The sequence below is a fragment of the Poseidonocella sedimentorum genome (assembly GCF_900116005.1).
GTDB classification, from domain to species: domain Bacteria; phylum Pseudomonadota; class Alphaproteobacteria; order Rhodobacterales; family Rhodobacteraceae; genus Poseidonocella; species Poseidonocella sedimentorum.
Genome location: NZ_FOYI01000002.1, coordinates 397,098 through 421,972, shown reverse-complemented (window position 1 = coordinate 421,972; position 24,875 = coordinate 397,098). Strand labels below are relative to the sequence as shown.

The 24,875-nt window shown below is 65.2% G+C and carries 22 protein-coding genes; 8 read left to right on the top strand and 14 right to left on the bottom strand.

Annotation, left to right across the window (positions count from 1 at the left end; translation table 11 throughout):
* Positions 1-12: 12 nt before the first annotated feature.
* The 7 genes from BM353_RS05005 to BM353_RS04975 all read right to left on the bottom strand — a co-directional run bounded on the left by BM353_RS05005 (position 13) and on the right by BM353_RS04975 (position 7,849).
* Positions 13-1,179, bottom strand: a complete 1,167-nt coding sequence (locus tag BM353_RS05005; protein ID WP_092077241.1) for an ABC transporter permease — start codon at positions 1,177-1,179, stop codon at positions 13-15.
* A 5-nt stretch (positions 1,180-1,184) separates the two neighbouring features.
* The gene (locus BM353_RS05000; protein ID WP_092077239.1) at positions 1,185-2,861 is read right to left on the bottom strand and encodes an ABC transporter permease; all 1,677 of its coding nucleotides are present in this window, start codon (positions 2,859-2,861) and stop codon (positions 1,185-1,187) included.
* Positions 2,858-3,148, bottom strand: a complete 291-nt coding sequence (locus BM353_RS04995; RefSeq protein WP_092077237.1) for a DUF1330 domain-containing protein — start codon at positions 3,146-3,148, stop codon at positions 2,858-2,860. Before BM353_RS04995 ends, BM353_RS05000 begins: the two co-directional genes overlap by 4 nt.
* Positions 3,149-3,209: 61 nt before the next feature.
* Complete coding sequence (locus tag BM353_RS04990) at positions 3,210-4,325, bottom strand: extracellular solute-binding protein (protein WP_092077235.1); 1,116 nt, start codon at positions 4,323-4,325, stop codon at positions 3,210-3,212.
* Between the two features lie 115 nt (positions 4,326-4,440).
* Complete coding sequence (locus BM353_RS04985; protein ID WP_092077233.1) at positions 4,441-5,559, bottom strand: ABC transporter ATP-binding protein; 1,119 nt, start codon at positions 5,557-5,559, stop codon at positions 4,441-4,443.
* A 159-nt stretch (positions 5,560-5,718) separates the two neighbouring features.
* Positions 5,719-7,113: an aspartate aminotransferase family protein gene (locus BM353_RS04980; RefSeq protein ID WP_092077231.1), complete on the bottom strand. Its 1,395-nt coding sequence runs from the start codon at positions 7,111-7,113 to the stop codon at positions 5,719-5,721.
* A 73-nt stretch (positions 7,114-7,186) separates the two neighbouring features.
* Positions 7,187-7,849, bottom strand: a complete 663-nt coding sequence (locus BM353_RS04975; protein ID WP_092077229.1) for a GntR family transcriptional regulator — start codon at positions 7,847-7,849, stop codon at positions 7,187-7,189.
* A gap of 174 nt (positions 7,850-8,023) precedes the next feature.
* On the opposite strand from BM353_RS04975, the gene BM353_RS04970 reads away from it, so the two are divergent.
* From BM353_RS04970 to BM353_RS04945, 6 genes are all read left to right on the top strand, one after another.
* Positions 8,024-9,109 carry a polyamine ABC transporter substrate-binding protein gene (locus BM353_RS04970; protein WP_092077227.1) on the top strand — a complete coding sequence of 362 codons (1,086 nt, stop codon included), beginning with the start codon at positions 8,024-8,026 and terminating at the stop codon, positions 9,107-9,109.
* A 52-nt stretch (positions 9,110-9,161) separates the two neighbouring features.
* Positions 9,162-10,286: an ABC transporter ATP-binding protein gene (locus BM353_RS04965; RefSeq protein WP_092077225.1), complete on the top strand. Its 1,125-nt coding sequence runs from the start codon at positions 9,162-9,164 to the stop codon at positions 10,284-10,286.
* Positions 10,286-11,176, top strand: coding sequence for an ABC transporter permease subunit (locus BM353_RS04960; protein WP_092077223.1), 891 nt, complete (start codon positions 10,286-10,288; stop codon positions 11,174-11,176). Before BM353_RS04965 ends, BM353_RS04960 begins: the two co-directional genes overlap by 1 nt.
* 103 nt (positions 11,177-11,279) lie before the next feature.
* Positions 11,280-12,107, top strand: a complete 828-nt coding sequence (locus BM353_RS04955) for an ABC transporter permease (protein WP_092077221.1) — start codon at positions 11,280-11,282, stop codon at positions 12,105-12,107.
* Positions 12,091-13,374 (top strand): NAD(P)/FAD-dependent oxidoreductase, encoded by a 1,284-nt coding sequence (locus tag BM353_RS04950; RefSeq protein ID WP_092077219.1) that lies wholly within the window; start codon positions 12,091-12,093, stop codon positions 13,372-13,374. Before BM353_RS04955 ends, BM353_RS04950 begins: the two co-directional genes overlap by 17 nt.
* A gap of 65 nt (positions 13,375-13,439) precedes the next feature.
* A complete protein-coding gene (locus tag BM353_RS04945) occupies positions 13,440-15,068 on the top strand; it encodes an alpha-amylase family glycosyl hydrolase (protein ID WP_092077217.1) in 1,629 nt (542 codons plus the stop codon).
* 55 nt (positions 15,069-15,123) lie between these two features.
* Here the strand turns inward: BM353_RS04945 and BM353_RS04940 are convergent, their stop codons facing one another.
* From BM353_RS04940 to BM353_RS04915, 6 genes are read right to left on the bottom strand one after another with little or no spacing between them, the layout of a single operon-like run.
* Complete coding sequence (locus BM353_RS04940) at positions 15,124-15,429, bottom strand: 4a-hydroxytetrahydrobiopterin dehydratase (protein ID WP_092077215.1); 306 nt, start codon at positions 15,427-15,429, stop codon at positions 15,124-15,126.
* The gene (locus tag BM353_RS04935; RefSeq protein ID WP_425439390.1) at positions 15,426-16,610 is read right to left on the bottom strand and encodes a GNAT family N-acetyltransferase; all 1,185 of its coding nucleotides are present in this window, start codon (positions 16,608-16,610) and stop codon (positions 15,426-15,428) included. Before BM353_RS04935 ends, BM353_RS04940 begins: the two co-directional genes overlap by 4 nt.
* A gap of 43 nt (positions 16,611-16,653) precedes the next feature.
* On the bottom strand, positions 16,654-17,409 hold the full coding sequence (locus BM353_RS04930; RefSeq protein WP_092077211.1) for a glycerophosphodiester phosphodiesterase family protein: 756 nt from the start codon (positions 17,407-17,409) through the stop codon (positions 16,654-16,656).
* Positions 17,406-17,870, bottom strand: a complete 465-nt coding sequence (locus BM353_RS04925; protein ID WP_092077209.1) for a RidA family protein — start codon at positions 17,868-17,870, stop codon at positions 17,406-17,408. Before BM353_RS04925 ends, BM353_RS04930 begins: the two co-directional genes overlap by 4 nt.
* A gap of 39 nt (positions 17,871-17,909) precedes the next feature.
* Positions 17,910-19,214 (bottom strand): HlyD family type I secretion periplasmic adaptor subunit, encoded by a 1,305-nt coding sequence (locus BM353_RS04920; protein ID WP_092077207.1) that lies wholly within the window; start codon positions 19,212-19,214, stop codon positions 17,910-17,912.
* Positions 19,211-20,947: a type I secretion system permease/ATPase gene (locus tag BM353_RS04915; RefSeq protein ID WP_092077205.1), complete on the bottom strand. Its 1,737-nt coding sequence runs from the start codon at positions 20,945-20,947 to the stop codon at positions 19,211-19,213. Before BM353_RS04915 ends, BM353_RS04920 begins: the two co-directional genes overlap by 4 nt.
* Positions 20,948-21,133: 186 nt before the next feature.
* Here BM353_RS04915 and BM353_RS04910 point away from each other — a divergent pair, with 186 nt between their 5' ends.
* A complete protein-coding gene (locus BM353_RS04910; protein WP_245759567.1) occupies positions 21,134-21,850 on the top strand; it encodes an MlaA family lipoprotein in 717 nt (238 codons plus the stop codon).
* Between the two features lie 8 nt (positions 21,851-21,858).
* Positions 21,859-22,449 (top strand): MlaC/ttg2D family ABC transporter substrate-binding protein, encoded by a 591-nt coding sequence (locus BM353_RS04905; RefSeq protein WP_092077568.1) that lies wholly within the window; start codon positions 21,859-21,861, stop codon positions 22,447-22,449.
* A 97-nt stretch (positions 22,450-22,546) separates the two neighbouring features.
* Here the strand turns inward: BM353_RS04905 and BM353_RS04900 are convergent, their stop codons facing one another.
* Positions 22,547-24,736 carry a transglycosylase domain-containing protein gene (locus BM353_RS04900; RefSeq protein ID WP_092077203.1) on the bottom strand — a complete coding sequence of 730 codons (2,190 nt, stop codon included), beginning with the start codon at positions 24,734-24,736 and terminating at the stop codon, positions 22,547-22,549.
* Positions 24,737-24,875: the final 139 nt, after the last annotated feature.

Sequence of the window (24,875 nt, the reverse complement as noted above, 5' to 3'; positions counted from 1 at the left end):
CTGGGGCGTCTGTCAACCCGGGGACATGCCGCGCAGCCGCTCGGAGCGGCGGCGCAGAAGCTCAAGGCTGGTCAGCAGCAGCACCGAGATCGTCACGAGGATGGTCGCGGCGGCGAGGATCGTCGGGCTGATCTGCTCGCGCAGGCCGGTGAACATCTGCCACGGCAGGGTTTGCAGCTCGGCCGAGCCGAGGAAGAGAACGACCACGACCTCGTCAAACGAGGTGATGAAGGCAAAGAGCCCGCCCGAGATCACGCCGGGCAGGATGAGCGGCATCTGCACGCGGAAGAAGGTGGTGATCGGGTCGGCGCCCATGTTGGCGGCGGCGCGGGTAAGCGAACGGTCAAAGCCGACGAGCGTTGCCGTCACGGTGATGATCACGAAGGGGATGCCGAGCACCGCGTGGGCGAGCACGACGCCCCAGTAGGTGCCGACGAGGCCGATCTTGGAGTAGAAGAAATACATCCCCGTGGCCGAGATGATCAGCGGGACGATCATCGGCGAGATCAGGATGGCCATGATCGTGCGGCGGCCGGGCACATGGGACTGGCTCAACCCGATGGCGGCGAGGGTGCCGAGAGTGACGGAGATGAGCGTGGCCAGCGGCGCGATGCGGATCGAGTTCCAGACGGCAGACGTCCATTCCGGGTTGGTCAGGAAATCGCGGTAGTGCTTGAGCGAGTAGCCGTCCGGGTCGAAGCGCAGCATCTCGGGCGTGAAGGTGAAGAAATCCTCGGCATTGAACGACAGCGGAATGACCACGAGGATCGGCGTGATGAGAAAGATGAAGATCGCGCCGCAGATCACGCGGAAGGTGTAGTGCCACAGCACCTGACCGGAAGTGAGATAGGGCACGAGATGAGCGCGGTAGCGATTGGTGGCGAGCCAGTAGATGAGCCAGCCGAAGAACCAGCCGAAGAGCGCGCCGATCACCCCGCCCATCGGCCCGCCAGACCAGAACCCGGCGACGGCGGCGAGGAGCGCAAGGCCCCAGCGGGCGACGCGTTCGGGCGGGTTGGCGAGCATGATGAGCGCGGCGAGCAGGGCCGCGAGGGTCGCGCCGGCGACAAGCCCGATGAGGCCGGAGCCCTGCGCCGTGCCGACGAGCAGGCCGGCGAAGGCGCCGAAGGCGGCGGCGGTGGAGGCAACGAAGGAGAGCGGGCGTTTGAACTTGGTCATGGCGCTTATCCCAGCTTCACGTTGTCGATGCCGACGATCCGGTCATACGCCCAGTAGAGCACCAGAACGACCGCGAAGAGGATCGACCCCAAGGCCGCCGCCAGCCCCCAGTTGAGCGAGGACGAGATATGGTAGGCGATGCGGTTGGAGATGAATGTCCCCGTTGTGCCGCCGACGATTTCGGGCGTGATGTAATAGCCGATGGCGAGGATGAAGACGAGGATCGACCCCGCCCCGATCCCGGGCACGGATTGCGGAAAATAGACCCGCCAGAAGGCCGTCCAGTTCGTCGCCCCGAGCGATTTGGCGGCGCGGGTGTAGCTTTCGGGGATGGTCGACATGACCGAATACATCGGCAGGATCATGAACGGCAGCAGGATATGCGTCATGGCGATGATCGTCCCGAGTTGGTTGTTGATCATCACGAGCCGGGCATCATCGCCCACCAGACCGAGCCAGACGAGTACGTCGTTGATGACGCCCTGTTGCTGGAGCATGATTTTCCACGCGCTGGTGCGCACGAGAAGCGATGTCCAGAACGGCAGAAGCACGAGGATCATCAACATGTTGGCCGAGCGCATCGGCAGGTTGGACAGCAGGAAGGCCACCGGGTAGGCGAGCAGGATGCAGGAAAACGTGATCATCAGGCTCATGAAGAGCGTGCGCTTGAAGAGCGTGGCGTAGATCCGCTCGCCCTCGGGGCGCATCTCGGGGCCGTCGGTGGTTTTCTGCATGTCGACGGCGTTGAGGAAATAGCCCGTGGTGTAATCGGGGCTGTACATCTTGATCGTGTCCCAGACCGGCGGGGCGATCCAATCCTCGTCGATCTGCTCGAAGGCGGCGGCGAAATCGATGGGCGGCAATTCGGCGAGGGCGGCCTGCGCGCGGGTGAGCTCGGCGGCACCGGGGCCGGAATACAGGCTCAGATCGGCGGTGCGGAGATCCTGCACCAGCGCGGTGTAGACCGATTCCCACGGCTCCTCCTCCGCGACGACGTCCTCGTCCTCGATCACGGTAAAGAGCGCGAAGGCAGTGTATTCGCGGGCGGTCTGCGGCAGGAGCGCGACGATGTCCTCGCCCGGGGTGAACCCGATATCGCCCTGGAAGCTCTCGCCCGCGAGCGCGGCGAGCCGGGCGCGTTGATCGAGCAGAAGGGCCCGGTCGGAGTCGCCATTGCCCTGCATCAAGCCATGCCAGAAGCCGGCCTCCTCCCATTGCGGATCGAGGTCTTCCAGCAGGTCCCTCTGGTCTTCGCCCACGTCATCGACCCCGCGGCCGGAGGAGCGGAAGAGCGACGACAGGCCGGTCTGTTCGTAGTTCAGCCGCGTGCCCAGCCGGGTGTGGCGGCGGGCTTCGGCGGCGAGAAAGAGATCATAGTAGAGCGCTTCGAACGTGGCGGGGGGCGGAAGGTCGCTCTCCCCGTCCCAGTCTTCGAGCACGCGGGCGGTCATCGGGATCGTATTGGAAACGATCCGGTTTTCCACCGAGCGGAACAGCATGTCCCCGATGGGCGCGATGAACGCCATCAGAACGAAAATCAGCAGCGGAGCGATCAGCGCGAGCGCCCGGAGCTTTTGCGCGCGCAAGGCGCGGTTGAGCGATTTCTTGAGCGGCGTGCCATCGGCGGCCAGCACCGGGCCGCTGTCGGCCGCATCGCTCTGATCCGAAGCCGTCGCGCTCATTGAGTGCCCTCCACAACGAGGATCACGCTGTCGGCGGTACGCCAGCGGATCGCGGCAACCTCCTGGTACTCGGGGTCGTCATAGGCCTTGAGCGCGGCCTCGTAGCTGGGAAATTCGATCACCACATGGCGCTGGAAGGTCTCGCCTTCCTTGACCTCAGAGGGGCCGCCCCGAACGATGAACCGCCCACCAAGCCCTTCGAGGATCGGCGTATCGCGCTCTACATATTCCTTGTAGGCTTCGGGGTCGTTCACGGTGATATGCCCGATGATGTAACCTTTTGCCATGGCGCGGCGCCTCCCTGCGTGGTTGGGGTGCGGCGGGACAAGGCGCCCCGCCGCGAGGGGTTTATTGAGCCAGCCAGGACTGGAATTTCGCGTCGATGTCGTCGCGATAATCCGCCCAGAACTCATAGTTGTAGAGCAGCGTGTTGGCCGCGTTGTCCGGATCGGTGGGCATGTGCGGCGCCATGTCGATGCCAAGTTCGGCATGCTGGCCGACGAGCGGTGCCGAGGACAGACGCGCGGGACCGTAGGAGATATAGGCCGCCTGATCCGCCAGACGCTGGGTGTCGGTGGCGAAGCTGAGGAAGTCCATCACCCGGGCAAGCCGGTCTTCGGGAAGATCCGCCGGGACGATCCAGCCATCAAGGTCGAAGACCTGCATGTCCCAGAGCATCGCGAAGGGCTGACCCTGTTCCTCGATCGCCGAGAACCAGCGGCCGTTGTAGGACGAGCCCATGACGATCTCGCCATCGGCCAGAAGCTGCGGCGGCTCGGCGGCGGCGGACCACCAGACAACCTGATCCTTGATCGTGCCCAGCTTGGCGAGCGCGCGTTCCTGCCCTTCGGGGGTCGCGAGCACGTCATAGAGCTCGTCCTTGGACACGCCGTCGCAGTAGAGCGCCCATTCCATATTGTTGATCGGCCGCTTTTCCAGCGCGCGCTTGCCCGGATATGCGTCCATGTCGAAGAAGGCGCAGATGCTGGTCGGCGCTTCCGCCCCATCGGGCAGCAGGTCCGGGCGGTAGGCCGCGGTGGTGGAATAGACGATCTGCGGGACGAAGCAGTCGGAGACGATCAGGTCGCCGAAATCGTCGGAGGGATCGGAGCCATCGTCGCCCTTGGCGAGCACATCGTCGTGATCGATCTCCATGGCAAGCCCCTCGTCACAGAGGCGGATCGCGTCGGAGGCAACCACATCGACGATATCCCAGGTCACGTTGCCGGCCTCTTCCATCGCGCGGAGCTTGGCGACCGCCTCGTTGGAGGATTCGTCCCAAGACCAGGACAGGCCATCATTGGCCGCCTGGTAGGGCTCGACATAGGCTTTTTGCTGCGAGGACTGATAGGCGCCGCCCCAGCTTACTGCGGTCATGCTGTCGGACATGTCCTGCGCCGTCGCGGCGCCGGCAAGAGCGAGTGTGAGGGCGGATGTGGCCATCAGGGTATTGGTGAGTCTCATGTAGGTCTCCCTGTATTTCCCCGTTTGGTCGTAAGCAGCACGGCGCGCCCCGGGTCAGGCGGCGCCGGCATCCGGTCCGGATGTGTGGACCGGGTGAGTGGTCGTGTGCGTCGGGTCAGGCATCAAGCGCGCGGCAATCCCGCGGCAGCCAGCCGATCGAGATCACCTCGCCCTTCTTCAGCCTACGCTGATCGGGCGAGTTGCGGGTCTTGATGATGAAATCGTCGCGCCCCGCGACGCGAAGCCGGGTGCGGAAGATATCGCCCATGTAGATGAATTCGAGAACCTCGGCGCGAATCGTCTGGGCGTCGGGCCCGAGCTTTTCGGTGTCGATCTCGACCCGCTCGGGCCGGATTGAAACCAGCGTCCGCTCGCCCGCGCCGGTCACGTTCACGGCCTTCGCCGCGACGATCTCGCCGGTGTCGAGCTCGACGGTCACATCCTCGCCGCGCATGCTCTTGATGCGGCCCGCGAGCGTGTTGTTCTCGCCGATGAACTGGGCGACGAAGCTGTTTCCCGGCGCCTCGTAGAGCTCATCCGGGGGGGCAAGCTGCTGGATTCGGCCATCGTTGAAGACAGCGACGCGATCCGACATGGTCAGCGCCTCGGTCTGGTCATGGGTGACGTAGACGGTCGTGATGCCAAGGTCATGCGCGAGGTTGGTGATCTCGAACTGCATGTGCTCGCGGAGCTGCTTGTCCAGCGCGCCGAGCGGCTCATCCATCAGCACCAGCTCCGGCTCGAACACCAGCGCCCGCGCCAGCGCGACGCGCTGCTGCTGCCCGCCCGAAAGCTGCGCCGGACGGCGGCTCCCGAATTCGCCCATCTGAACCATGTCGAGCGCGCGGCGGACCTTCTGCTCGCGTTCGGCCTTGCCCAGCTTGCGCACCTCCAGTGGAAAGGCGAGATTCTCGGCAATCGTCATGTGCGGAAACAGCGCGTAGTTCTGGAAGACCATCCCGATCCCGCGTTTGTGCGGAGGGATATTGTTGATCGAAACACCCCCGAGCTTGATCTCGCCATGGGTCGCCGTCTCGAAGCCCGCGAGCATCATCAGGCAGGTGGTCTTTCCGGAACCCGAGGGCCCGAGCATCGTGAGAAACTCGCCCTTCGGCATCGTCAGGTTAAGGTCTTTTACGACAAGCGTTTCGCCGTCATAGCTCTTCTGGACATGTTCGAACGCGACAAACGCGTCCTCCCCACCGTCATAGGCCAAGCGATACTCCCCATTCATTGCATCCCGGTTTTCCCGGCGTTGTCATGGGGGAATAAAGCGCGTCAGACCGCAGGTTGCAACCGTATCGCCCGGATAAGACCGGGGTTCGCATGGAAATACACCCCAAACCGCGAGTTTTCAGGCGGTTCGGGGCGGCGGAATGGGGCTGCGCGCGACTCAAGCCGCTTTGAACAGGCCTTTTTCGTGCAAATCCTGCAAACACTGATCAAGCGATTTCCATGCCCGCTCGATCAGGATGTCGATCTCGTCGCGGCTGATGACCAGCGGCGGGGAGATGATCATCCGGTCACCCACATGGCGCATGATCAGGTTGTTTGCAAAGCACCGGTCGCGGCAGACAAAACCCACCGTTCCGGCGCTGGAGGCAAAGGCCGCGCGGGCGGATTTGTCAGGCGTGAGCGCCAGCGAGGCCATCATGCCCACGATCTTCGCTTCGCCCACGAGCGGGTGATCGGCCAGCGCCTCCCACTTCTCGCGCAGGTAGGGGCCGGTATCCTCGGCGACGCGCTCGACGATCTTTTCCTCATCGAGAATCCGCAGGTTTTCGAGCGCCACGGCGCAGGCGACCGGGTGGCCGGAATAGGTGTAGCCGTGGTTGAACTCATGCCCGGAGATCACGGCCGCGACCTCATCGGACAGAAGCGAGCCGCCGATCGGCTGGTAGCCCGAGGAGAGCCCCTTGGCGATGGTCATGATATCGGGCCGCAGCCCGAGCGTTTCGGAGCCGAACCAGCGGCCCGTCCGGCCAAAGCCGCAAATCACCTCGTCGGCAATGAACAGGATCTCGTACTTGTCGCAGATGCGCTGAACTTCCGGCCAGTAGCTGTCGGGCGCGACGATGACGCCGCCCGCCCCCTGCACCGGTTCGGCGATGAAGGCCGCGACGTTTTCCTCGCCAAGCTCATTGATCATGGCTTCGAGCTGGCGCGCGCGTTCGAGCCCGAACGCCTCCGGGGTCATCTCGCCGCCCTCGGCCCACCAGTTCGGCTGGTCGATATAGTGGATGTCCGGAATCGGCAGGCCGCCCTGGGCATGCATCCCGGCCATCCCGCCCAGCGACGCGCCACCCATGGTCGAGCCGTGATAGGCGTTCTTGCGCGAGATGATCTTGCGCTTGGACGGTTTGCCCTTCTCCGCCCAATACTGGCGCACGATGCGGATGTTGGTGTCATTCGCCTCAGAGCCGGACCCTGCGTAGAAGACGTGGTTCAGATCGCCCGGCGCGAGCTCCGCCAGCCGCGCCGCGAGGGCGATGGCGGGGACGTGAGTCGTCTGGAAGAACGTGTTGTAATACGGCAGCTCGCGCATCTGGCGCTCGGCCGCCTCGGCCAGTTCGTGGCGCCCATAGCCGATATTGACGCACCACAGCCCCGCCATCGCATCGAGAATGCGCGCGCCCTCGCTGTCATTGAGCCAGACGCCATCGGCGCGGGTGATAACGCGCGCGCCCTTTGCGGACAGCCCGTTTCCATGGGTAAAGGGATGCATGTGATGCGCGGCGTCGAGCCGCTGCAATTCGGCGGTGGGCATGTGATTTGTGATGGCAGGCATGGGGGGCTCCGGATGGGAGAAACACTCGGGGCGACAATATGATCAAATTGCACGCTGTCAATCGAATCACCGTCTAGCGGACGGCGACCAGCGCCGTGTCGATCAGGGCCATGCCCTGCGCCACATCTTCATGCATCGCCGCCACGGCGCCGGCCTCATCGCCCGAGCGCAGCGCGTCGATCAGAAGCTTGTGGTTGTCCGGCAGCCCGAGCGTGCCCAGCCGCCCGACGACGACGCGCATCGAGGGGCCGAATCGCAGCCAGAGCGTATCTGCGACCGACGAGAGGATCGGAGAGGCCGCCAGATGATGGATATGATGGTGAAAGGCGTGGTTGCTGCGCAGGTACCCCTGCAGATCCCCCCGCGCGATCGCGGCATCCACCTCGGCGTCGATGCGCGAGAGCGCGCCGATGTCGACATCTGTCATATGTCTCAATGATTTGCGGCACAGTTCCGCCTCGACCCAGAGCCGCGCGCTCAGCAGGTCCGCCAGATCGCCCGCCTCAAGTTCGGGCACACAGACGCGGCGGTTGCCCCGCAGCTCCAGCGCGTTTTCACTGATGAGCCGACGGATCGCTTCGCGGACCGGGGTCGATCCAGCCCCGAGCGCATCGCAAAGCCCCTGAATCGTCACCGGTTGACCCGGTACGAGATCCCCGAAGAGCACCGCGTCGCGCATCGCGAGATAGGTCTGCTCATGGGCGGGAACGGGCCGGTCCTGCGCTCGCTTTTCCATCAATCCACCCCCGCTCCACTCCATTTCCGCGCGCGCCGCTATTGCACCGCTTGCGCACCGCCCTCTGGCGTGGAAACATACTTGTCGCGACCCGAATTGCCAGAGTTGATCAGATTCAACCACGGACGGCCGTCGCTCAGGAGCCCGCATACTCGGGACCAACGGGAGATACTGATGAAGAAGACATTCCTGGCCATTGCCCCCGCGATTTCGCTCATCGCCGGCGCGGCTGCCGCAGATGAGGTTCGGGTCTATAACTGGTCCGACTATATCGATGAGGAACTGCTCACCAAGTTCGAGGAAGAAACCGGGCTTGAGCTTATCTACGACGTGTTCGACAGCAACGAAGTGCTGGAGACCAAAATGCTCGCCGGCGGCTCCGGCTACGACATCGTCGTGCCGACCGGGACGTTCCTGCAACGGCAGATCTCCGCCGGCGCGTTCCAGAAGCTCGACATGTCGCAGTTGCCCAACGCCGAAAACCTCTGGGATGTGATCTCGACACGGACCGCGGGCTATGACCCCGACAACGCCTATTCGATCAACTACATGTGGGGCACCACCGGGATCGGCGTGAACGTCGGCAAGGTGCAGGAGCTGCTCGGCCCGGATGCGCCGATCGACAGCCTGTCTCTCGTCTTCGATCCGGCCAACATGGAAAAACTCGCCGAGTGTGGCGTGCATTTCCTCGATGCGCCGGCCGAGATGATCCCCGCGGCCCTGACCTATATCGGCGAAGACCCCGACAGCCACGACCCGGATGTCATCGCCAAGGCCGAAGACGTCTTCATGGCGGTCCGGCCCTACATCCAGAAATTCAACAGCTCCGAATACATCAACGCGCTCGCCAATGGCGATATCTGCGTGGCGATCGGCTGGTCCGGCGACGTGCTGCAAGCCCGTGACCGCGCCGCCGAGGCCGACAACGGGGTCGAGATCGCCTATAACGCGCCGACCGAGGGCGGGCAGATGTGGTTCGACCAGATGGCCATCCCGGTGGACGCGCCGAACCCCGAGGGCGCGCATGTCTTCCTCAACTTCATCATGGACGCCGAGAACATGGCGGCGGCGTCGAACTACGTCTACTACGCCAATGGCAACCTCGCGTCGCAGGAGTACCTCGCAGAGGACGTGATCGGCGATCCGGCGATCTACCCCTCGCCCGAAGCGCTGGAAAACCTCTACATCACCACACCGTTCGAACCCCGCGTGCAGCGCACGGTGACCCGGCTCTGGACCAAGATCAAGTCCGGCACCTGATCCGCGATCCGGCCCGGGCTTTTCGCTCGGGCCGTCCAATTCGGAAGCCCGCATGACGCAAACCATATTCGCGCCCTGGACCGATCCCGCCGAAAAGCCGCTCATCGAATTTGACCGGGTCACGAAGCGGTTTGGCGATTTCACCGCGATCGACGATCTCAGCATGGCGATCTACGAGCGCGAGTTCTTCGCCCTGCTCGGGCCCTCGGGCTGCGGCAAGACCACGCTGATGCGCATGCTCGCGGGGTTCGACACGCCGAGCGAGGGGACGATCTGGCTCGCGGGGCAGGACATCGCCCCGGTCCCGCCCAACAAGCGCGCGGTGAACATGATGTTCCAGAGCTATGCGCTCTTCCCGCATCTCTCGGTCTGGGAGAACATCGCCTTCGGCCTGCGGCGCGAGGGGATGCCCAAGGACCAGCTCGCCGCGCGGGTCGACGAGATGCTTCGGTTGACCCGGCTGCAACGGTTCGCCGGGCGCAAACCGCATCAGATTTCCGGCGGCCAGCGCCAGCGCGTCGCGCTCGCCCGATCGCTCGCCAAGGCGCCCAAGCTTCTGCTGCTCGATGAGCCGCTCGGCGCGCTCGACGCCAAGCTGCGGCAGGACACCCAGTTCGAGCTGATGGAGATCCAGGAAACCACCGGCACGACCTTCGTCATCGTCACCCACGATCAGGAGGAAGCCATGACCGTCGCCTCCCGCGTGGCCGTCATGGATGAGGGGCGCGTCATGCAGATCGCCACGCCCGAAGACATCTACGAAGCTCCGAGCAGCGTCTACGTCGCCGATTTCATCGGGGATGTGAACATCCTGCGCGGCACGGCTCGCCAGACCGCGCCCGGCCGCTACGAGATCCTCTGGGGCGAGGGCCGCGCGCCGCTGATCAGCGAGAGCGACACCGCGCTCGACAACGGGCAATCCTGCGCGCTGGCCATCCGGCCTGAGAAGGTCTCGATCAGCGCCGACCGGCCCGAGACCGCGAATGCGGCGCAGGGGAAAATCCTCGATATCGCCTATCTCGGCAACCTCTCCACCTATCACGTCGAGCTCCCGGACGGGCAAATCATCAAGGCGCAGGAAGCCAACACCCAGCGGATCGCGCGGCGCAGCTTCACCTGGGAGGACGAGGTCTGGGTGAGCTGGACGAAAACCGCAGCCGTCCTGTTGGCGGACTGATGCGCAAGGCCCTCGTCATCGCCATCCCGTACCTGTGGCTGCTCGCGCTGTTCCTCGTCCCCTTCCTGATCGTTCTGAAAATCTCGCTGAGCGATTCCGTCCTGGCGATCCCGCCCTACGCGCCCAAGCTCGACCTCTCGGAAGGCTGGGGCGGGCTGATGAGGTTCGTTTCCGAGCTGGATTTCGAGAACTTCGCCTTCCTGGCGAGCGACAACCTTTACTGGAAAGCCTACCTCTCCAGCCTTCGCATCGCGGTAATCGCGACGTTTCTGACCCTTCTCGTCGGCTACCCGATCGCCTACGCGATGGCGCGCGCGCCCGAGGAATGGCGCCCGACGCTGCTCATGCTGGTCATCCTGCCGTTCTGGACGTCCTTCCTGATCCGCGTCTATTCGTGGATGGGCATCCTGAGCTCTGAGGGTTATCTCAACCAGCTTTTGCTGAAACTCGGGCTGATCTCCGAGCCGCTCACGATCCTCAACACCAACATCGCGGTCTTCATCGGGATCGTCTACACCTACCTGCCCTTCATGATCCTGCCGATCTACGCGGCGCTCGAAAAACTCGATGGCTCGCTGCTGGAAGCCGCCGAGGATTTGGGCTGCTCGCGCACCTCCGCCTTCTGGCTGGTAACGCTGCCGCTGTCGCGCAGCGGGATCATCGCGGGCTGTTTCCTCGTTTTCATCCCGAGCATCGGCGAATTCGTGATCCCCTCACTGCTCGGCGGCTCGGACACACTGATGATCGGCAAGGTACTTTGGGAAGAATTCTTCTCGAACCGGGACTGGCCAGTGGCCAGCGCGGTTGCCGTCATCCTGCTCCTGATCCTGATCATCCCGATCATCCTGTTCCAGAGAAACGAACAACGGCAACGGGAGGCGGACAGTTGATACCGAACACACGTTGTCACCGGCTCACCCCGGAAAATGATCAATCATTTTCCGGCACGATTTCTGATCGATCAGAAATCGGCGCCGCGGAGAGGGCATCGCGATGAGACGACTGTCTTGGGTGAGCGTCACGGCATTGAGTTTCGGGTTGGCGTTTCTCTATCTCCCGATGTTGATCCTCGTGATCTTCTCGTTCAACGACTCCAAACTCGTCACCGTCTGGGCCGGGTTCTCCACGAAGTGGTATGGCGAGCTGCTGCGCAACGAGGCGTTTCTTGATGCCGCCTGGGTCACCTTGCGCGTCGCGGTCATCAGCTCGACCATCGCGACCGTTCTCGGCACGATGGCGGCCTGGGTGCTCATCCGGTTCAGCCGGTTCCCCGGACGCTCGCTGTTTTCCGGCATGGTCTACGCGCCGCTGGTCATGCCCGAAGTGATCACCGGCCTTTCGCTGCTCCTTCTCTTCATCGGCATCGGTCTCGATCGCGGCGTGGTCACCATCGTGCTTGCCCACACCACCTTTTCAATGTGCTACGTCTGCGTCGTGGTCTCCTCGCGCCTCGTCAGTTTCGACACCTCGCTCGAAGAGGCCGCCTTCGATCTCGGCGCGACCCCGTGGGAGACCTTTCGCCTCGTGACCTTGCCGATCATCGCGCCCGCGGTGATTTCCGGCTGGCTCCTCGCCTTTACCCTCTCGCTTGACGATCTGGTCATCGCCTCCTTCACCGCCGGCCCCTCCGCGACCACCCTGCCAATCAAGATCTTCAGCTCGGTCCGTCTCGGGGTCAGCCCCGAGATCAACGCGCTTTCCACCATCATGATCAGCGTCGTCGCGATCGGTGTGATCACCGCCTCACTCATCACCAAACGCACCGCCGTGCAGCGTCAGATGGATGAACAGGTCGCGCTGCGCGATGAAACGTCTGTATGAGCCCGCGGCTTATGAGGCCGCGTCATACGATGATTGCTATTGGAGCGGCACGGCCGAGCTTCCCCGCTGTCCGGCACTGGAGGGGGACGCGCGCGCGGATGTGGCGATCGTGGGGGCCGGTTTCACCGGGCTGAGCGCCGCGTTGCATCTCGCCGAAGCCGGGCGCGACGTGATCGTGTTGGACGCCCAGACCCCGGGCTTCGGGGCCTCGGGGCGCAACGGCGGGTTCTGTTGCATCGGCGGCGGCATGTTGAGCGATGCCGCGATCGCATCGCGCTTCGGCGCCGTGGGGCTCGCGGATTGGCAAGCGGCGCAGTCAGGCGCGATTGCGCTGGTGCGGGACCTGATCGACCGCCACAGCATTGACGCGGAGACCCATTCCAACGGGGAGACCCAGCTCGCGCATTCGCGGCTGGGGATGGCGCGTCTGCGCCACGCGGGCGGACAGATCATCGAGCGCAAGGAGCTTGCCGCGCACGGGATTACTGGCCCGTTCCACGGCGCGCGGATCACGCCCGAAGGCTTCGCGCTCAACCCGCGGCGCTATGTTGCCGGGTTGCTGGAGGCCTGTCTTCGGGCCGGGGTGCGCGTCCATGGGATGACCGAAGTCAAAGGCCTCCCGGAGCCCGGCGCGCTTACCACCGGGCGGGGGACCGTCCGCGCCGGGGAGGTCATCCTCGCCACCAATGGCTACAGCGCAGACGGGCTATTCGATTGGATGGGCGCGCGTTTCCTGCCGGTCATGTCGGCCGTCATGGTCACGCGCCCGCTGAGCGAGACCGAGCTTGCGGCGCAGGGCTGGAGCAGCCGGCAGATGTGTTACGACACGCGCAACCTGCTGCACTATTTCCGGCTCCTGCCCGAGAACCGAATGCTGTTTGGCATGCGCGGCGGCATTCGCGCGACCCCGCGTGAGGAGGCCGCCGTCCGTCGGCGGTTGCGGCATGATTTCGACGGGTTTTTTCCCGCCTGGACCGGGGTCGAGGCGACGCATATGTGGTCCGGGCTCGTCTGCCTGATGCGGGGCGGGCTACCCTTCGCTGGACGGGTGCCCGGCCACGAGCGGCTCTGGGCCGGTCTGGGGTATCATGGCAACGGCGTTGCGATGGGCAGCTATACGGGCCGCCTTCTGGCCGAGGCGATCACCAGTGCCTCCCCGATCCCACCGGTGCTGAACGCGCCGCCCCGCCGCTTCCGCCTCGGCCTGCGCCGGCGCGCCCTTCTCCGCCCGGTCTACGCCGGGCTCGGGCTCGTCGATCGGCTATAGGCCAAACCGCTTGCATTGCGCGCCGGAAGCCCGTCAGAGTGGACGGGAATTGCAAGGAGCGAAGCATGTCTGACTGGTGGCGCGGCGCGATTGTCTATCAGATCTATCCCAGATCGTTTCAGGACAGCAACGGTGATGGAATCGGCGATCTGAACGGGATCACCCGGCGGCTGGATCACGTGGCATCGCTCGGGGCCGACGCGATCTGGCTCAGCCCGATCTTCACCTCGCCGATGAAGGACATGGGCTACGATGTGTCAGACTATACCGACATCGACCCGCTCTTCGGAACGCTCGCGGAATTCGACGCGCTGCTTGCCCGCGCCCATGATCTGGGGCTGAAAGTGATCATCGATCAGGTGATTTCACACAGCTCCGACAAGCATCCCTGGTTCGTCGAAAGCCGCACGAGCCGGGACAACCCGAAGGCAGATTGGTACGTCTGGGCAGACCCCAACCCCGACGGCACCCCGCCGAACAACTGGCCCAGCGTCTTCGGTGGACCGGCCTGGGAGTGGGAGCCGCGGCGGCGGCAGTATTACCTGCACAATTTCCTGATCGAACAGCCCGACCTCAACATGCACAATCCCGAGGTGCAGGACGCGCTGCTCGAGACGATGCGGTTCTGGCTCGCGCGCGGGGTCGACGGCTTCCGGCTCGACACGGTGAACTACTATTTCCACGATCAGGATCTGCGGAGCAACCCGCCCAATCCCGACGGATCGCAGGAAATGGCGACCGACACCTACGGGATGCAGGATCACATCTACTCCAAGAATCGGCCCGAAAACCTCGCCTTCCTCGAACGGCTCAGGGCGCTTACCGATGAATTTGACGACCGAATGATGGTGGGCGAAGTGGGCGACGGCGGCCAGCGGGCCATCGATCTGATGGCGGCCTACACCAAGGGCACGAAGCGGCTGCACATGTGCTACAGCTTCGAGATGCTCGGCCCCGATTTCTCCGCCGGCCACTTCCGCAGGGTGATCGAAGGCTTCCTCAACGGCGCGCCGGACGGCTGGCCGAGTTGGTCCTTCTCCAACCACGATGTCCCGCGCCATGTGACGCGGTGGGCAACCCATGCCGAGGATCAGGACGCGCTGGCAAAACAGACGGTGGCGCTGCTGATGTCCTTCGAGGGAACGATCGGGATTTATCAGGGCGAAGAGCTTGGCCTGCCCGAGACCGAGATGGAATACCACGAGCTGACCGACCCGCCGGGCCTGCGGTTCTGGCCCGAGCAGAAAGGCCGGGACGGCTGCCGCACGCCGATGGTCTGGCAGAACGACGCCCCGCATGCCGGGTTCACCACCGGCACGCCCTGGCTCCCGGTCAAAGTGCCCCAGATCGCGCGCGCCGTCGATCTGCAGGACGGCGAAACGGGCAGCGTGCTCGCGGCCTATCGCGCGATGATCGGTTTTCGAAAATCCCGTCCATCCCTCGTCGAGGGGCGCACGGAGTTTATCGACTGCAAACCGCCATTGCTTGCCTTTCAGCGCATCGCAGACGGCGACGCTTTGACATGCGTGTTCAACCTCGGGACGTCGCCAACTTCGGTTTCCGTGACCTCAGATGCGCGGCTGGCTCACAACCAATTCGCAAGCGTGCGAAACGGACAACTCAAACTCGGACCAAACGGCTTTGCCTTCCTCGAGCACGACGACGCGAGCTCGCCGGTCAAGCTAAAGCTCTGACCGCGCCGCCACGCCGTTTTCTGATTAATCAGAAAACGGGCCGGAAAATGATTGATCATTTTCCGGTGGCGATGGCGTCGATCTTGCGCGCAAAGGTGACGTCCCGCTGGCTCAGCCCGCCGACGTCGTGCGAGGTCAGGGTGATTTCCACACGGTTGTAGGTGTTTGACCATTCGGGGTGATGATTGAACTTCTCGGCCAGAAGCGCGACCTGTGTCATCCAGCCGAAGGCCGCGCGGAAGTCCTTGAACGCAAACCGCCTCTGCAAGGCGTCGCGGTCTTCGGCCATTGTCCAGCCCGCGGCCAACAGCTCCGGGAGAGCTTCGGCGCGGTCGGCCTCGGTCAGCTGATCCTTGGTCATTCTTGCTCCTCCACGTTTGCTTTTCGGAACGGCCCGTACTCGGTCAGGATCTCGATTTCCTGATCCACCGCTTCCGCTTCGGCGTCGATAAACTGCGCGATCGCGCGGGAGAGGCCGGGGTCCGCGATCCAGTGCAGCGAGTGTGTTTCCACCGGCAGATAGCCGCGCGCCAACTTGTGCTCGCCTTGTGCGCCCGCCTCGACCGCCGAGAGACCACGCCGGATCGCCGCATCGATCGCCTGATAGTAGCACAGTTCGAAATGCAGGCAGGGATGGTGTTCGACACAGCCCCAATAGCGCCCGTAGAGCGTCTCGCGCCCGATGAAGTTCAACGCACCGGCGATGTATCGCCCGTCGCGCTCCGCCAGGACGAGCAGGATATGCTCGCGCAGGCTCTCTTGTGCTGCGTCGAAGAAGGCGCGGGTGAGGTAGGGTGTGCCCCACTTCCGCGCGCCGGTGTCCATGTAGAACTGCCAGAAGGCGTCCCAGTGTTCGGGCTCTATCTCATCGCCGGTCAGGGTAATGATCCGCCCGCCGAATCCCTGCGCCTGGGCGCGTTCCTTGCGGATGTTCTTGCGCTTGCGCGAGCTGAGCGAGCCGAGGAAATCGTCAAACCCCGCATAGCCGTCATTGCGCCAGTGAAACTGCTGCGATTTGCGGCGCAGCAAGCCCATCGCCGCGCCCGCCGCCGCTTCGGCCTCGGTGCAGAAGGTCACGTGGAGCGAGGAGAGCTCGTTGTCCGCCGCGACCTGGACCGCCCCTTGTATCAGCGCCGTGGCCCCTTCCGCATCCCGCCCGGGCCGGGTCAGGAAGCGCCGCCCGGTGGCCGGGGTGAACGGCACCGCGATCTGAAGCTTGGGGTAGTAGCGGCCGCCCGCGGCGTCGTAGGCATGGGCCCAGTTGTGGTCGAAGATGTACTCACCCTGGCTGTGGGTCTTGGCGTAGAGCGGGGCGACGGCGATGATCTCGCCGGCTGCGCGTGCCGAGAGGTAGAGCGGTTGCCAGCCGGTCCCCGGCCCGACCGATCCGCTGTCCTCCAGCGCCTTGAGGAACGCGTAGGTGGTGAAAGGGTCGCAGGGCGGCCCGCCGTCCTGCGTTTCGGGGCAGGCGCAGGCGTTCCAGTCCGTCTCGCCGATGGCGTCGATCCCGGACGCGGTCGCGATTTCGATCATGTCCTGCATCGGCCCTTCCATACCCTGCTACGTGGCGCGTTTCGGGCCCGGTTCAACCCGGATCATAGCCTTCGAATGTGATATTGTCGGCAAGAGCGCGCGCCTCTGTTTCAGACGCCTCCGAGCGGATTGTCCAGCACAGGATCGGTACCCCGGCCTCGCGCAGCGCCGCCACCGGCCGGGCGCTCAAATCGCGCGCTTGATGGCTTATGAAGGAGGCGCCGACACGCTCGAAATCGGGGATGCCGCGAAGGCGGCGGCGCGTCTCTTCGGGCAGGAGGGGCCAATCCTCGGCATCGTAGGCGCAAGTCGTCAGCCCGCGCGGCAGGTCGGGCAGAAGCCGGGCGATCTCGGCCACCGAATGGGGGTTGAACGACATGATCGCAACCGGCCCGGCGTAGGGGGCAAGGTCCTGCGCGAGTGCGGCCTCGAGCCGGCCCACGCCGGGGCCCATGGCGCCATCCTGATCCTTGATTTCGAGCAGCAGCGGGACGCGCCCGTCCACCAGCTCGAGAATATCGCGCAGGCTCGGGATCCCCTGCGCGCCGCCGCGCAGGGTGATCTGGCGCAGGGCATCGGCGGGGCGCAGCGCGACCGGGCCGGTCTCCGCGGTCAGCCGGTCGAGCTCGTAGTCGTGGAACACCATGGCCCGACCGTCGGCGCTGAGCTGCAGGTCGAGCTCGACGGGAAGCCCGCGCTCCATCGCGGCGCGGACGGCGGCGCGGCTGTTCTCGGGCCGGCCCTCGGCGACTTCATGCAAGGCACGGTGCGCGATGGGCCTGGCGAGAAACGCGTCGGGCAGGATCATCGGACTTCGAAAATCCCTTCGATCTCCACGGCCACGCCAAACGGCAGGGAGGCGGCGGAGACGGCGGAGCGGGCGTGGCGGCCGGCATCACCCAGCACCTCGACGAAGAAATCGGAGGCGCCGTTGATGACCTTGGGCTGGTCGGTGAACTCCGCGGTGGAATTCACGAAACCGGTGAGCTTCACCAGCCGCACCAACCGGCCCAGATCACCGCCACAGGCCGCGCGCGCCTGCGCCAGGAGGCTCAGCGCGCAGTGCTTTGCCGCAAGCGCGCCGTCCTCGACGCTCAGATCCGCGCCGAGCTTGCCACAGATGAGGCCGCTCTCATTCGCCGAAACCTGCCCCGAGATATGAACGAGGCCCCCGACCTGCACGAAGGGCACGTAGTTGGCCGCCGGCGCGGGCGCATCGGGCAGGGTCAGGCCGAGCTCGGCAAGGCGGGTTTCGATCGGGTTGGTCATAGTGTCTGGTCCTTTGAAGCAGGTCTGCGCATCGGGCCGTCAGCCTTCACGGAAGGCCTTGGCGAGATAGTCGGTCAGGGGTTTGACGAGGTAGGCCATCGGGGTGCGGTCATTGGTGCGCAGGAACGCCTCGACCGGCATTCCGGGCACCAGCGCGATCCCATCCGGCAGCTTGGCCAGCTCCCCTTCCGTCAGGACGATCTCCGCGCGGTAGTAGGAGAGCGAGGAGCGGTCATCAGTGAAGGCGTCGGCGGAGATCTGGACGACGGTGCCGTTGAGTTCGGGCGTGGTCCGCTGATCGAAGGCCGAGAAGCGCAGGACGACCTCCTGCTGGAGGCGGATCTGGTCGATGTGGATCGGCTCGATCTGGGCGGCGATGATCAGCGGGCGGTCCTGCGGCACGAGGTAGAGCACCGGGTCGGCCGCGCGGATGACCGAGCGCGGGGTGAAGACCGTGAGCCCGTAAACGATCCCGGAGACCGGCGCGCGAATGTCCAGACGGCTGAGCTGTTCGAGCAGGCTGCGGCGGCGTTCGCGCGATTCGAGCTCGTTGACGGACAGGTCCCGAAGCTGGGTGATGGCCTGTTCGCGGCGCTGGTTCGCGAGCTTGATGATCTCGATGTCGATCTCCGTGACGCGCCCCTCGGCCTGGGCCTTTTGCGCCTTGAGCTCGCCCACCGTGCCGGAAAGCCGCGCCTCTTCGCGGCGCAGGGCGAGCACGCTGCTGGCTTGGGTGAGCCCGCGTTCGAGCAGGGATTCCTGCCCCACCAGTTCCTCCCGGATGAGGTCGAGCTGGGTGGTCAGGGCGTCTTGCTGGGCGTCGATGCCGACGATCTGATCGCTGATCTGCAAGCGGCGCTTGCCGAGCTGTTCAACCTCGTTGGCGATGGAAATCCGGCGGCTTTCGAAAAGACGGCGCTGGCCGGCGACGAGCGTCTCGATCTCCTCGCGCTCCGCCGCGGCCTCCAGCAGGATGGGCGCGAAGGCGATCTCTTCGGTGTCGTCCCGCTCGGCCTCGAGCCGCCCGATCCGCGCGAGGATCTCGAAGAGCTGGTTCTCGACGACCGCGAGCTCGGAGCGCAGCAGCGTCGCATCGAGCCGGATCAGAAGATCGCCCGCCTTCACCGTGTCGCCCTCGTCGACGATGATTTCCTCGACCACCCCGCCATCGGGGTGCTGGACGATCTGGCGGTTGCGATCGACCTCGATGCGGCCATTGGCGATGATCGCCCCGGAGATGATCGCCTGCGTCGCCCATGTGCCGAAACCGCCCACGAGGATGAGCAGCGCAAAGGCCCCGAGGATCAGCGGCCGCTTGGCCGACCAGGTTCTTTCGGCGCTCATGAGACCCCCCCGGGATTGGGCGAGGCCTGGATGTCGCGCGCGTTGGTGACGACCTCCTTGAGCACCTCGTCCTTGGGCCCGAAGGCCCGCCGGGCGCCCTGATCGAGCACAAGCAGGTGCGAGCATTCGGCGATGGCGGCGGGGCGGTGGGCCATGATCAGGATCGACTTGCCGTCTTTCTTCATGGTGCGGATGGCAACGTTCAGCGCCTCGGAGCCCTCGTTGTCGAGGTTGGAGTTGGGCTCGTCGAGGACGAGGATCACCGGATCGCCATAAAGCGCGCGGGCCAGCCCGATGCGCTGGATCTGCCCGCCTGAGAGCGTCGATCCGGCGATGGAGACGCGCGTGTCGTACCCATCGGGCAGCTTGAGGATCATGTCATGGGCGGCGGCCTTGCGCGCGGCCTCGATGACCTTGTCCGCATCCGGCTGGGTCGACATGCGGGCGATGTTCTCGGCGATGGTCCCGTCGAAAAGCTGCACCCGCTGGGGCAGGTAGCCGATATGCTGACCGAGCACGTCCGGATCGTAATTGTCGAGCGAGGCACCATCGAGCCGGACCTTGCCGCCGGCCGGGCGCCAGACGCCCATGATCGCGCGGGCGAGCGTGGATTTGCCCGAGCCCGAGGGGCCGATCACGCCGATCGCCTGACCCGGTTCGACCGAGAAAGACACCATGCGCAAGACCGCCTGCTGCTGCCCCGGTGGGATGACAGTGACCTGTTGCACATCGAGCTTGGCGCGCGGCTTGGGGAGCTGCGTGCGCGGCGGCTGCGGCGGCGCGGCGCTGAGCAATTCGCCGAGCGAGGACCAGCCCTTGAGCCCGCGCTGGATCACCGGCCACTGGCCGATGAGCAGCTCGATCGGCGCCAGCGCCCGGCCCAGAAGGATCGAGCCCGCGATCATGACGCCGGGCGTGACCTCGCCCTGCAGCACAAGATAGGCGCCGAGCCCGAGCATCCCTGATTGCAGGAAGAGCCGGAATGTCTTGGTGATGGCCGAATAGGTCCCGCCGAGATCGGCCGCACCCACGGATTCGCTCAGCGCGACATCGCGCGCGCGCTGCCAGCGGGAGAAGGTCGCGCCGCGCATCCCGAGGCTCTGGACCATCTCGGCCTCGCCCCGGATCTGATCGCCGAGCTGTTCGGCCACGTAGGTCGCGCTGTTGGCGCGGGTGAGCGGGCGTTTGGTGGTGGTCTGGTTGAGCAGCGTGACGATGATCAGGATGCCGCCGCCGATGGTCGCCAGATAGCCCAGATAGGGGTGAAACAGGTAGATCGCCGCGAGGAAAAGCGGAGTCCAGGGCAGGTCGAACAGCGCCATGAGCGCGGGCGAGGACAGCATGCGCTGCACCGATTCGAGATCGCGCAGGCCGGTGCGGGCGGATTCCTCCGGCGCGCCCTTGCCCGCCTGGCGGAGCACCGCGTCGAACACCCGGCCCTCAAGCCGGTTCTGGAACCGGGCGCCGACCCGCGCCATGATCCGGCCGCGGGCATAATCGAGCAGGCCCATGACCCCGTAGAGGAAGGCCACCAGCGCGGTCAGGGCGATCAGCGTCTCGATGGAGCGCGAGCCGAGAACGCGGTCATAGACCTGAAGCATGTAGATCGGGCCGGTCAGCATCAGCATGTTGGCGAAGAAGCTGAAAATCGCGACGGACCAGTACAGCGCGCGGCTATCCGCGCGGGCGGCGCGCAATTCCTCGCGACCGTCATGGGGAGAGGGTGCTGCCATGGGCTCTAACCGAAAACCTTTCTTCCAATTGGCAATATGTTGTGCAAGTTGTGCGGTCAAATTAATTTGCAAATAGGGCGCGCGGAGCAATGCCGGAGGGCAGAGCGGTGCGCCATGGCGGTTGGTAGCATGATTGGATTGGGTTTGTCTCGCCCCTGTCGGCGACTGTTTATTGCGCTCTGCCTGTTGCCCGCGCTGGCGCTTGTGGCCGGCTGCGCGCTGCCCGAGGCACCAGCGCCCGCCGGGATCGAAGACCCCTTCGAGGAGCGCAATCGCCGGGTTCATGCCGCAAACAAGGGGATTGACCGCGCCGTCCTTCGGCCGGTGGCGCGCGCCTATGGCGCCGTGGTGCCGGGGGTGGCGCAGACCGGGCTGCGCAATGTGGCCAATACGCTCGATCTGCCAGGGACGGTGGTCAACAACCTGTTGCAGCTCGACCTGCCCTCCGCGGCGCGCAACAGCGCGCGGTTTACCATCAACGCCACGCTGGGAATTGGCGGGCTCTTCGATCCGGCCGGGGAGATGGGGCTTGCGGAGGCGGACACCGATTTCGGTGAAACGCTGCATGTCTGGGGCGTGCCCGAAGGGGCATATGTGGAGCTTCCGGTGTTTGGCCCGTCAAACAAGCGCGATGCGCTCGGGACCGTGGTCGATATCGTGCTCAACCCACTCGGGCCGATGCTCTCTGACGAGACCCGCCGCGTGGTCACGGCGATCGAGGTCGGGGAGGTGGTCGACACGCGCAATCGCTATGCGGTCATGATCGACGGGGTGCTCTATGAAAGCGCGGACAGCTACGCGCAATCGCGGCTTCTTTACCTGCAAAATCGCCGCTTCACATTGCACACGGACATCGCGACCCCAGATGAAGATCCAATGGCTCTCGATACCGAAGGATTCTAGGCTCGATGCTGACCCGACGCCAATGGCTCGCCGCCCTCGCCGCCGCGCCCGCTCTCACACTGGCACGCCCGCTTGCCGCACTGACCGAAGCCAGCGGCCGCGCGCTGATCGACCGGGTGGTGGCAGAGATCAACACGGTGATCGCATCGGGCGCCTCGGAGGCGGGGATGTTCGACGCCTTCGAGACGATCTTCCGGCGCTACGCCGACACGAGCTACGTCGCGGCCTATGCGATGGGCGCTGACGGGCGCAGCGCGAGCGACGCACAGAAGCGCGCCTTCACCGATGCCTATGTCGGCTACCTCGCGCGGAAATACGGGCGGCGGTTCCGTGAGTTCATCGGCGGGCGGCTGGAGGTGCGCGACGTGGTGCCGGCGACAAACGCGGTCGAGGTGCGCACGACGGCCTATCTCAAGGGGCAGGCGCCGTTCGAGGTCAGCTTTCTGGTCTCTGATCGCACCGGCTCGGACCTCTTCTTCAACATGTTTGTCGAGGGGATCAACATGGGGCTGACCGAACGCGCCGAGATCGGGGCGATGATCGATGCGCGCGGCGGGGATATCGACGCGATGATCCGCGACCTGCGCAGCGCCGGCTAGACGTTTTTACAAGGAGCGCCTGCGGCGCACGCGATCTCTCGCGCCCCGGCCTTGCGGCCGGAGCACTCGGATTGGCGCGGGGCGAAAGATCTTCGGCTCAGTTCCCGCCGAAGATCCCGCGCAGCACGTCGCGCAGGATGTTTTCGGCGATGTTGTCGGGCTTCTCCGGGGATTTTTGCGAAGAGCTTTGGCCGGAGCGGGACGTCGTCGTTGTGCCCGGTGTGCGGTTTGAGGGTTCGGGGACGATCATGGGCAGGGGTTTGGGGGGGATGCCCTCATGCACCCGGACCATAGTCTCGTGCCAGATTTCGGCGGGCAGCCCGCTGCCGGTCACGCCCGTCAGGGGGGTGTTGTCGTCATAGCCCATCCAGACGCCTGCGACGTAGTCGGCGGTGAAGCCGATGAACCAGGCGTCGCGGGCGGACTGGGATGTGCCGGTCTTGCCGGCGGCCTGACGGTCGGGGAGGCGGGCGCGGGTGCCGGTGCCTTCGCTGATGACCTTTTCCATCATGTAGGTGAGTTTGCGAGCGGCCTCTTCTTGGATGACCCGTTCGCCGATCCCGCCGCCGGCGGCGTCCATCAGCGGACTGTCATCGCCGAGCAAGGTCAGCTCCGTCAATCCGTAGGGTTCGACCGAGGAGCCGCCGTTGAGGATACCGGCGTAGGCGCCGGTCATTTCCAACAAGGTGGACTCGGAGGCGCCGAGGGCGAGGGCGGGGCCTTCGGCCAGATCGCTCTGGATGCCGAATTCCGAGGCGACGGTCTGGACCACATCGCGCCCGACCAGCTCGGAGATCTTGACCGCGGGGATGTTGAGCGACTCCTGGAGCGCCCGGGTCAGCGTCACGCGGCCGTAGAACCGGTTGGTGTAGTTTTGCGGCGACCAGGGGCCGGATCCGGGGATGTTGATGGTCAGCGGCTCGTCGACGATCGTGTCGAGCGGGGAATAGCCGAAGTCCATCGCGGCGGCGTAGACGAAGGGTTTGAAGGCCGAGCCGGTCTGGCGGCGGGCTTGGGTGGCGCGGTTGAAGAGGCCGGGGACGCCCGTCTGGCGCCCGCCGACCATGGCGCGCACGGCGCCGTCGGCGCTCATCACCACGATCGCGGCCTGGGCCTTGGAGCCCTCGCGCACCTTTTCGTCGAACACCGTGCGCAGCGCCTCTTCCGCCGCGGTCTGGAGGCGCTGGTCGAGGGTGGTGCGGATGAGCACGTCCTCGGTGGTGTCGCGCGTGAAAAACTCCGGGCCGGATGACATCACCCAATCGGCGAAATACCCGCCAGCGCGCTTCTCGGCAGCTTCCGAGAGCCGGGCGGGGCGGGCCAGTGCATTGGCGGCCTCGGTGGCGTCGAGATAGCCTTGACGCTCCATCAGCCCGACGATGACCGCCGCGCGATCCTGCGAGCGCTGGAGGTTGTTGGTCGGCGCGTAGCGGGTTGGCGCTGTGAGGAGCCCGGCGAGCATCGCCGCTTCGGCGGGGCTGACATCGGCGGCGGATTTGCCGAAATACCGCTGGCTCGCCGCTTCGAAGCCGCGTGCGCCGGAACCGAGGAAGGCCCGGTTGATATAGATCGTCAGGACCTCGTCCTTGGTGAACTTGAGCTCCAGGGCAAGTGCGTAGGTCGCTTCCTTGATCTTGCGCCAGAGCGAGGTCTCGCGGCAGTCGGCCTCATAGGCGGATTCGCTCTCCCAGCGGGCCGGATCGAAGGGGACCCCGAGGCACAGAAGCTTGGCGGATTGCTGCGCGATGGTCGAGCCGCCATGACCGGAGAGCGGGCCGCGGCCCTCGCTGAGGTTGATGCGGATTGCGCTCGCAACGCCGATCGGATCGACGCCGGGGTGGTAATAGAAGCGCCGGTCTTCTGTCGCGAGGATGGCGTGTTTCAGGTGGGGCGAGATTTGATCCGCGGTGATCATCCCGCCGAACTGCTCGCCGCGCCAGGCGAAGACCTCGCCCTCGCGGTCGAGCATGGTGACAGAGCCGCGCGCACGCCCGTCGATCAGCGCATCGAGCTCCGGCAGGGTCGTCACGAAGTAGACCGCCGCGCCGAGCACGAGCAGCGCGGTGACGGCGCCCAATCGCCACAGGACCGACCAGGCCAGACCGATCGTCCAGCGGATCACCCAACGCAGCGCGCGCGCCACGGGGCCGCGCTTGATGGCCGCCGGCTTGCGGGGCGCCTTGCGCTTGGCGGGTTTGGCCCGTGCCTTGGAGGGCGCCTTGGATGATGCCGGGGATCGCCGCTTGTCGGCCACAAGCCGACGTCCCGACCTTGGTGAATCACTCATTGACGTGAACTGCCTGTTGTCATGCCTCGCGGGCAAGATAGCCGCTTTCGGCGCCCATGTTTAGGCAAGGACCCACCGAGAGCGCGTTTTCATACCGCTCATTTTTTGAGCATTAATTATTAAATGTGCAAAAAATGTG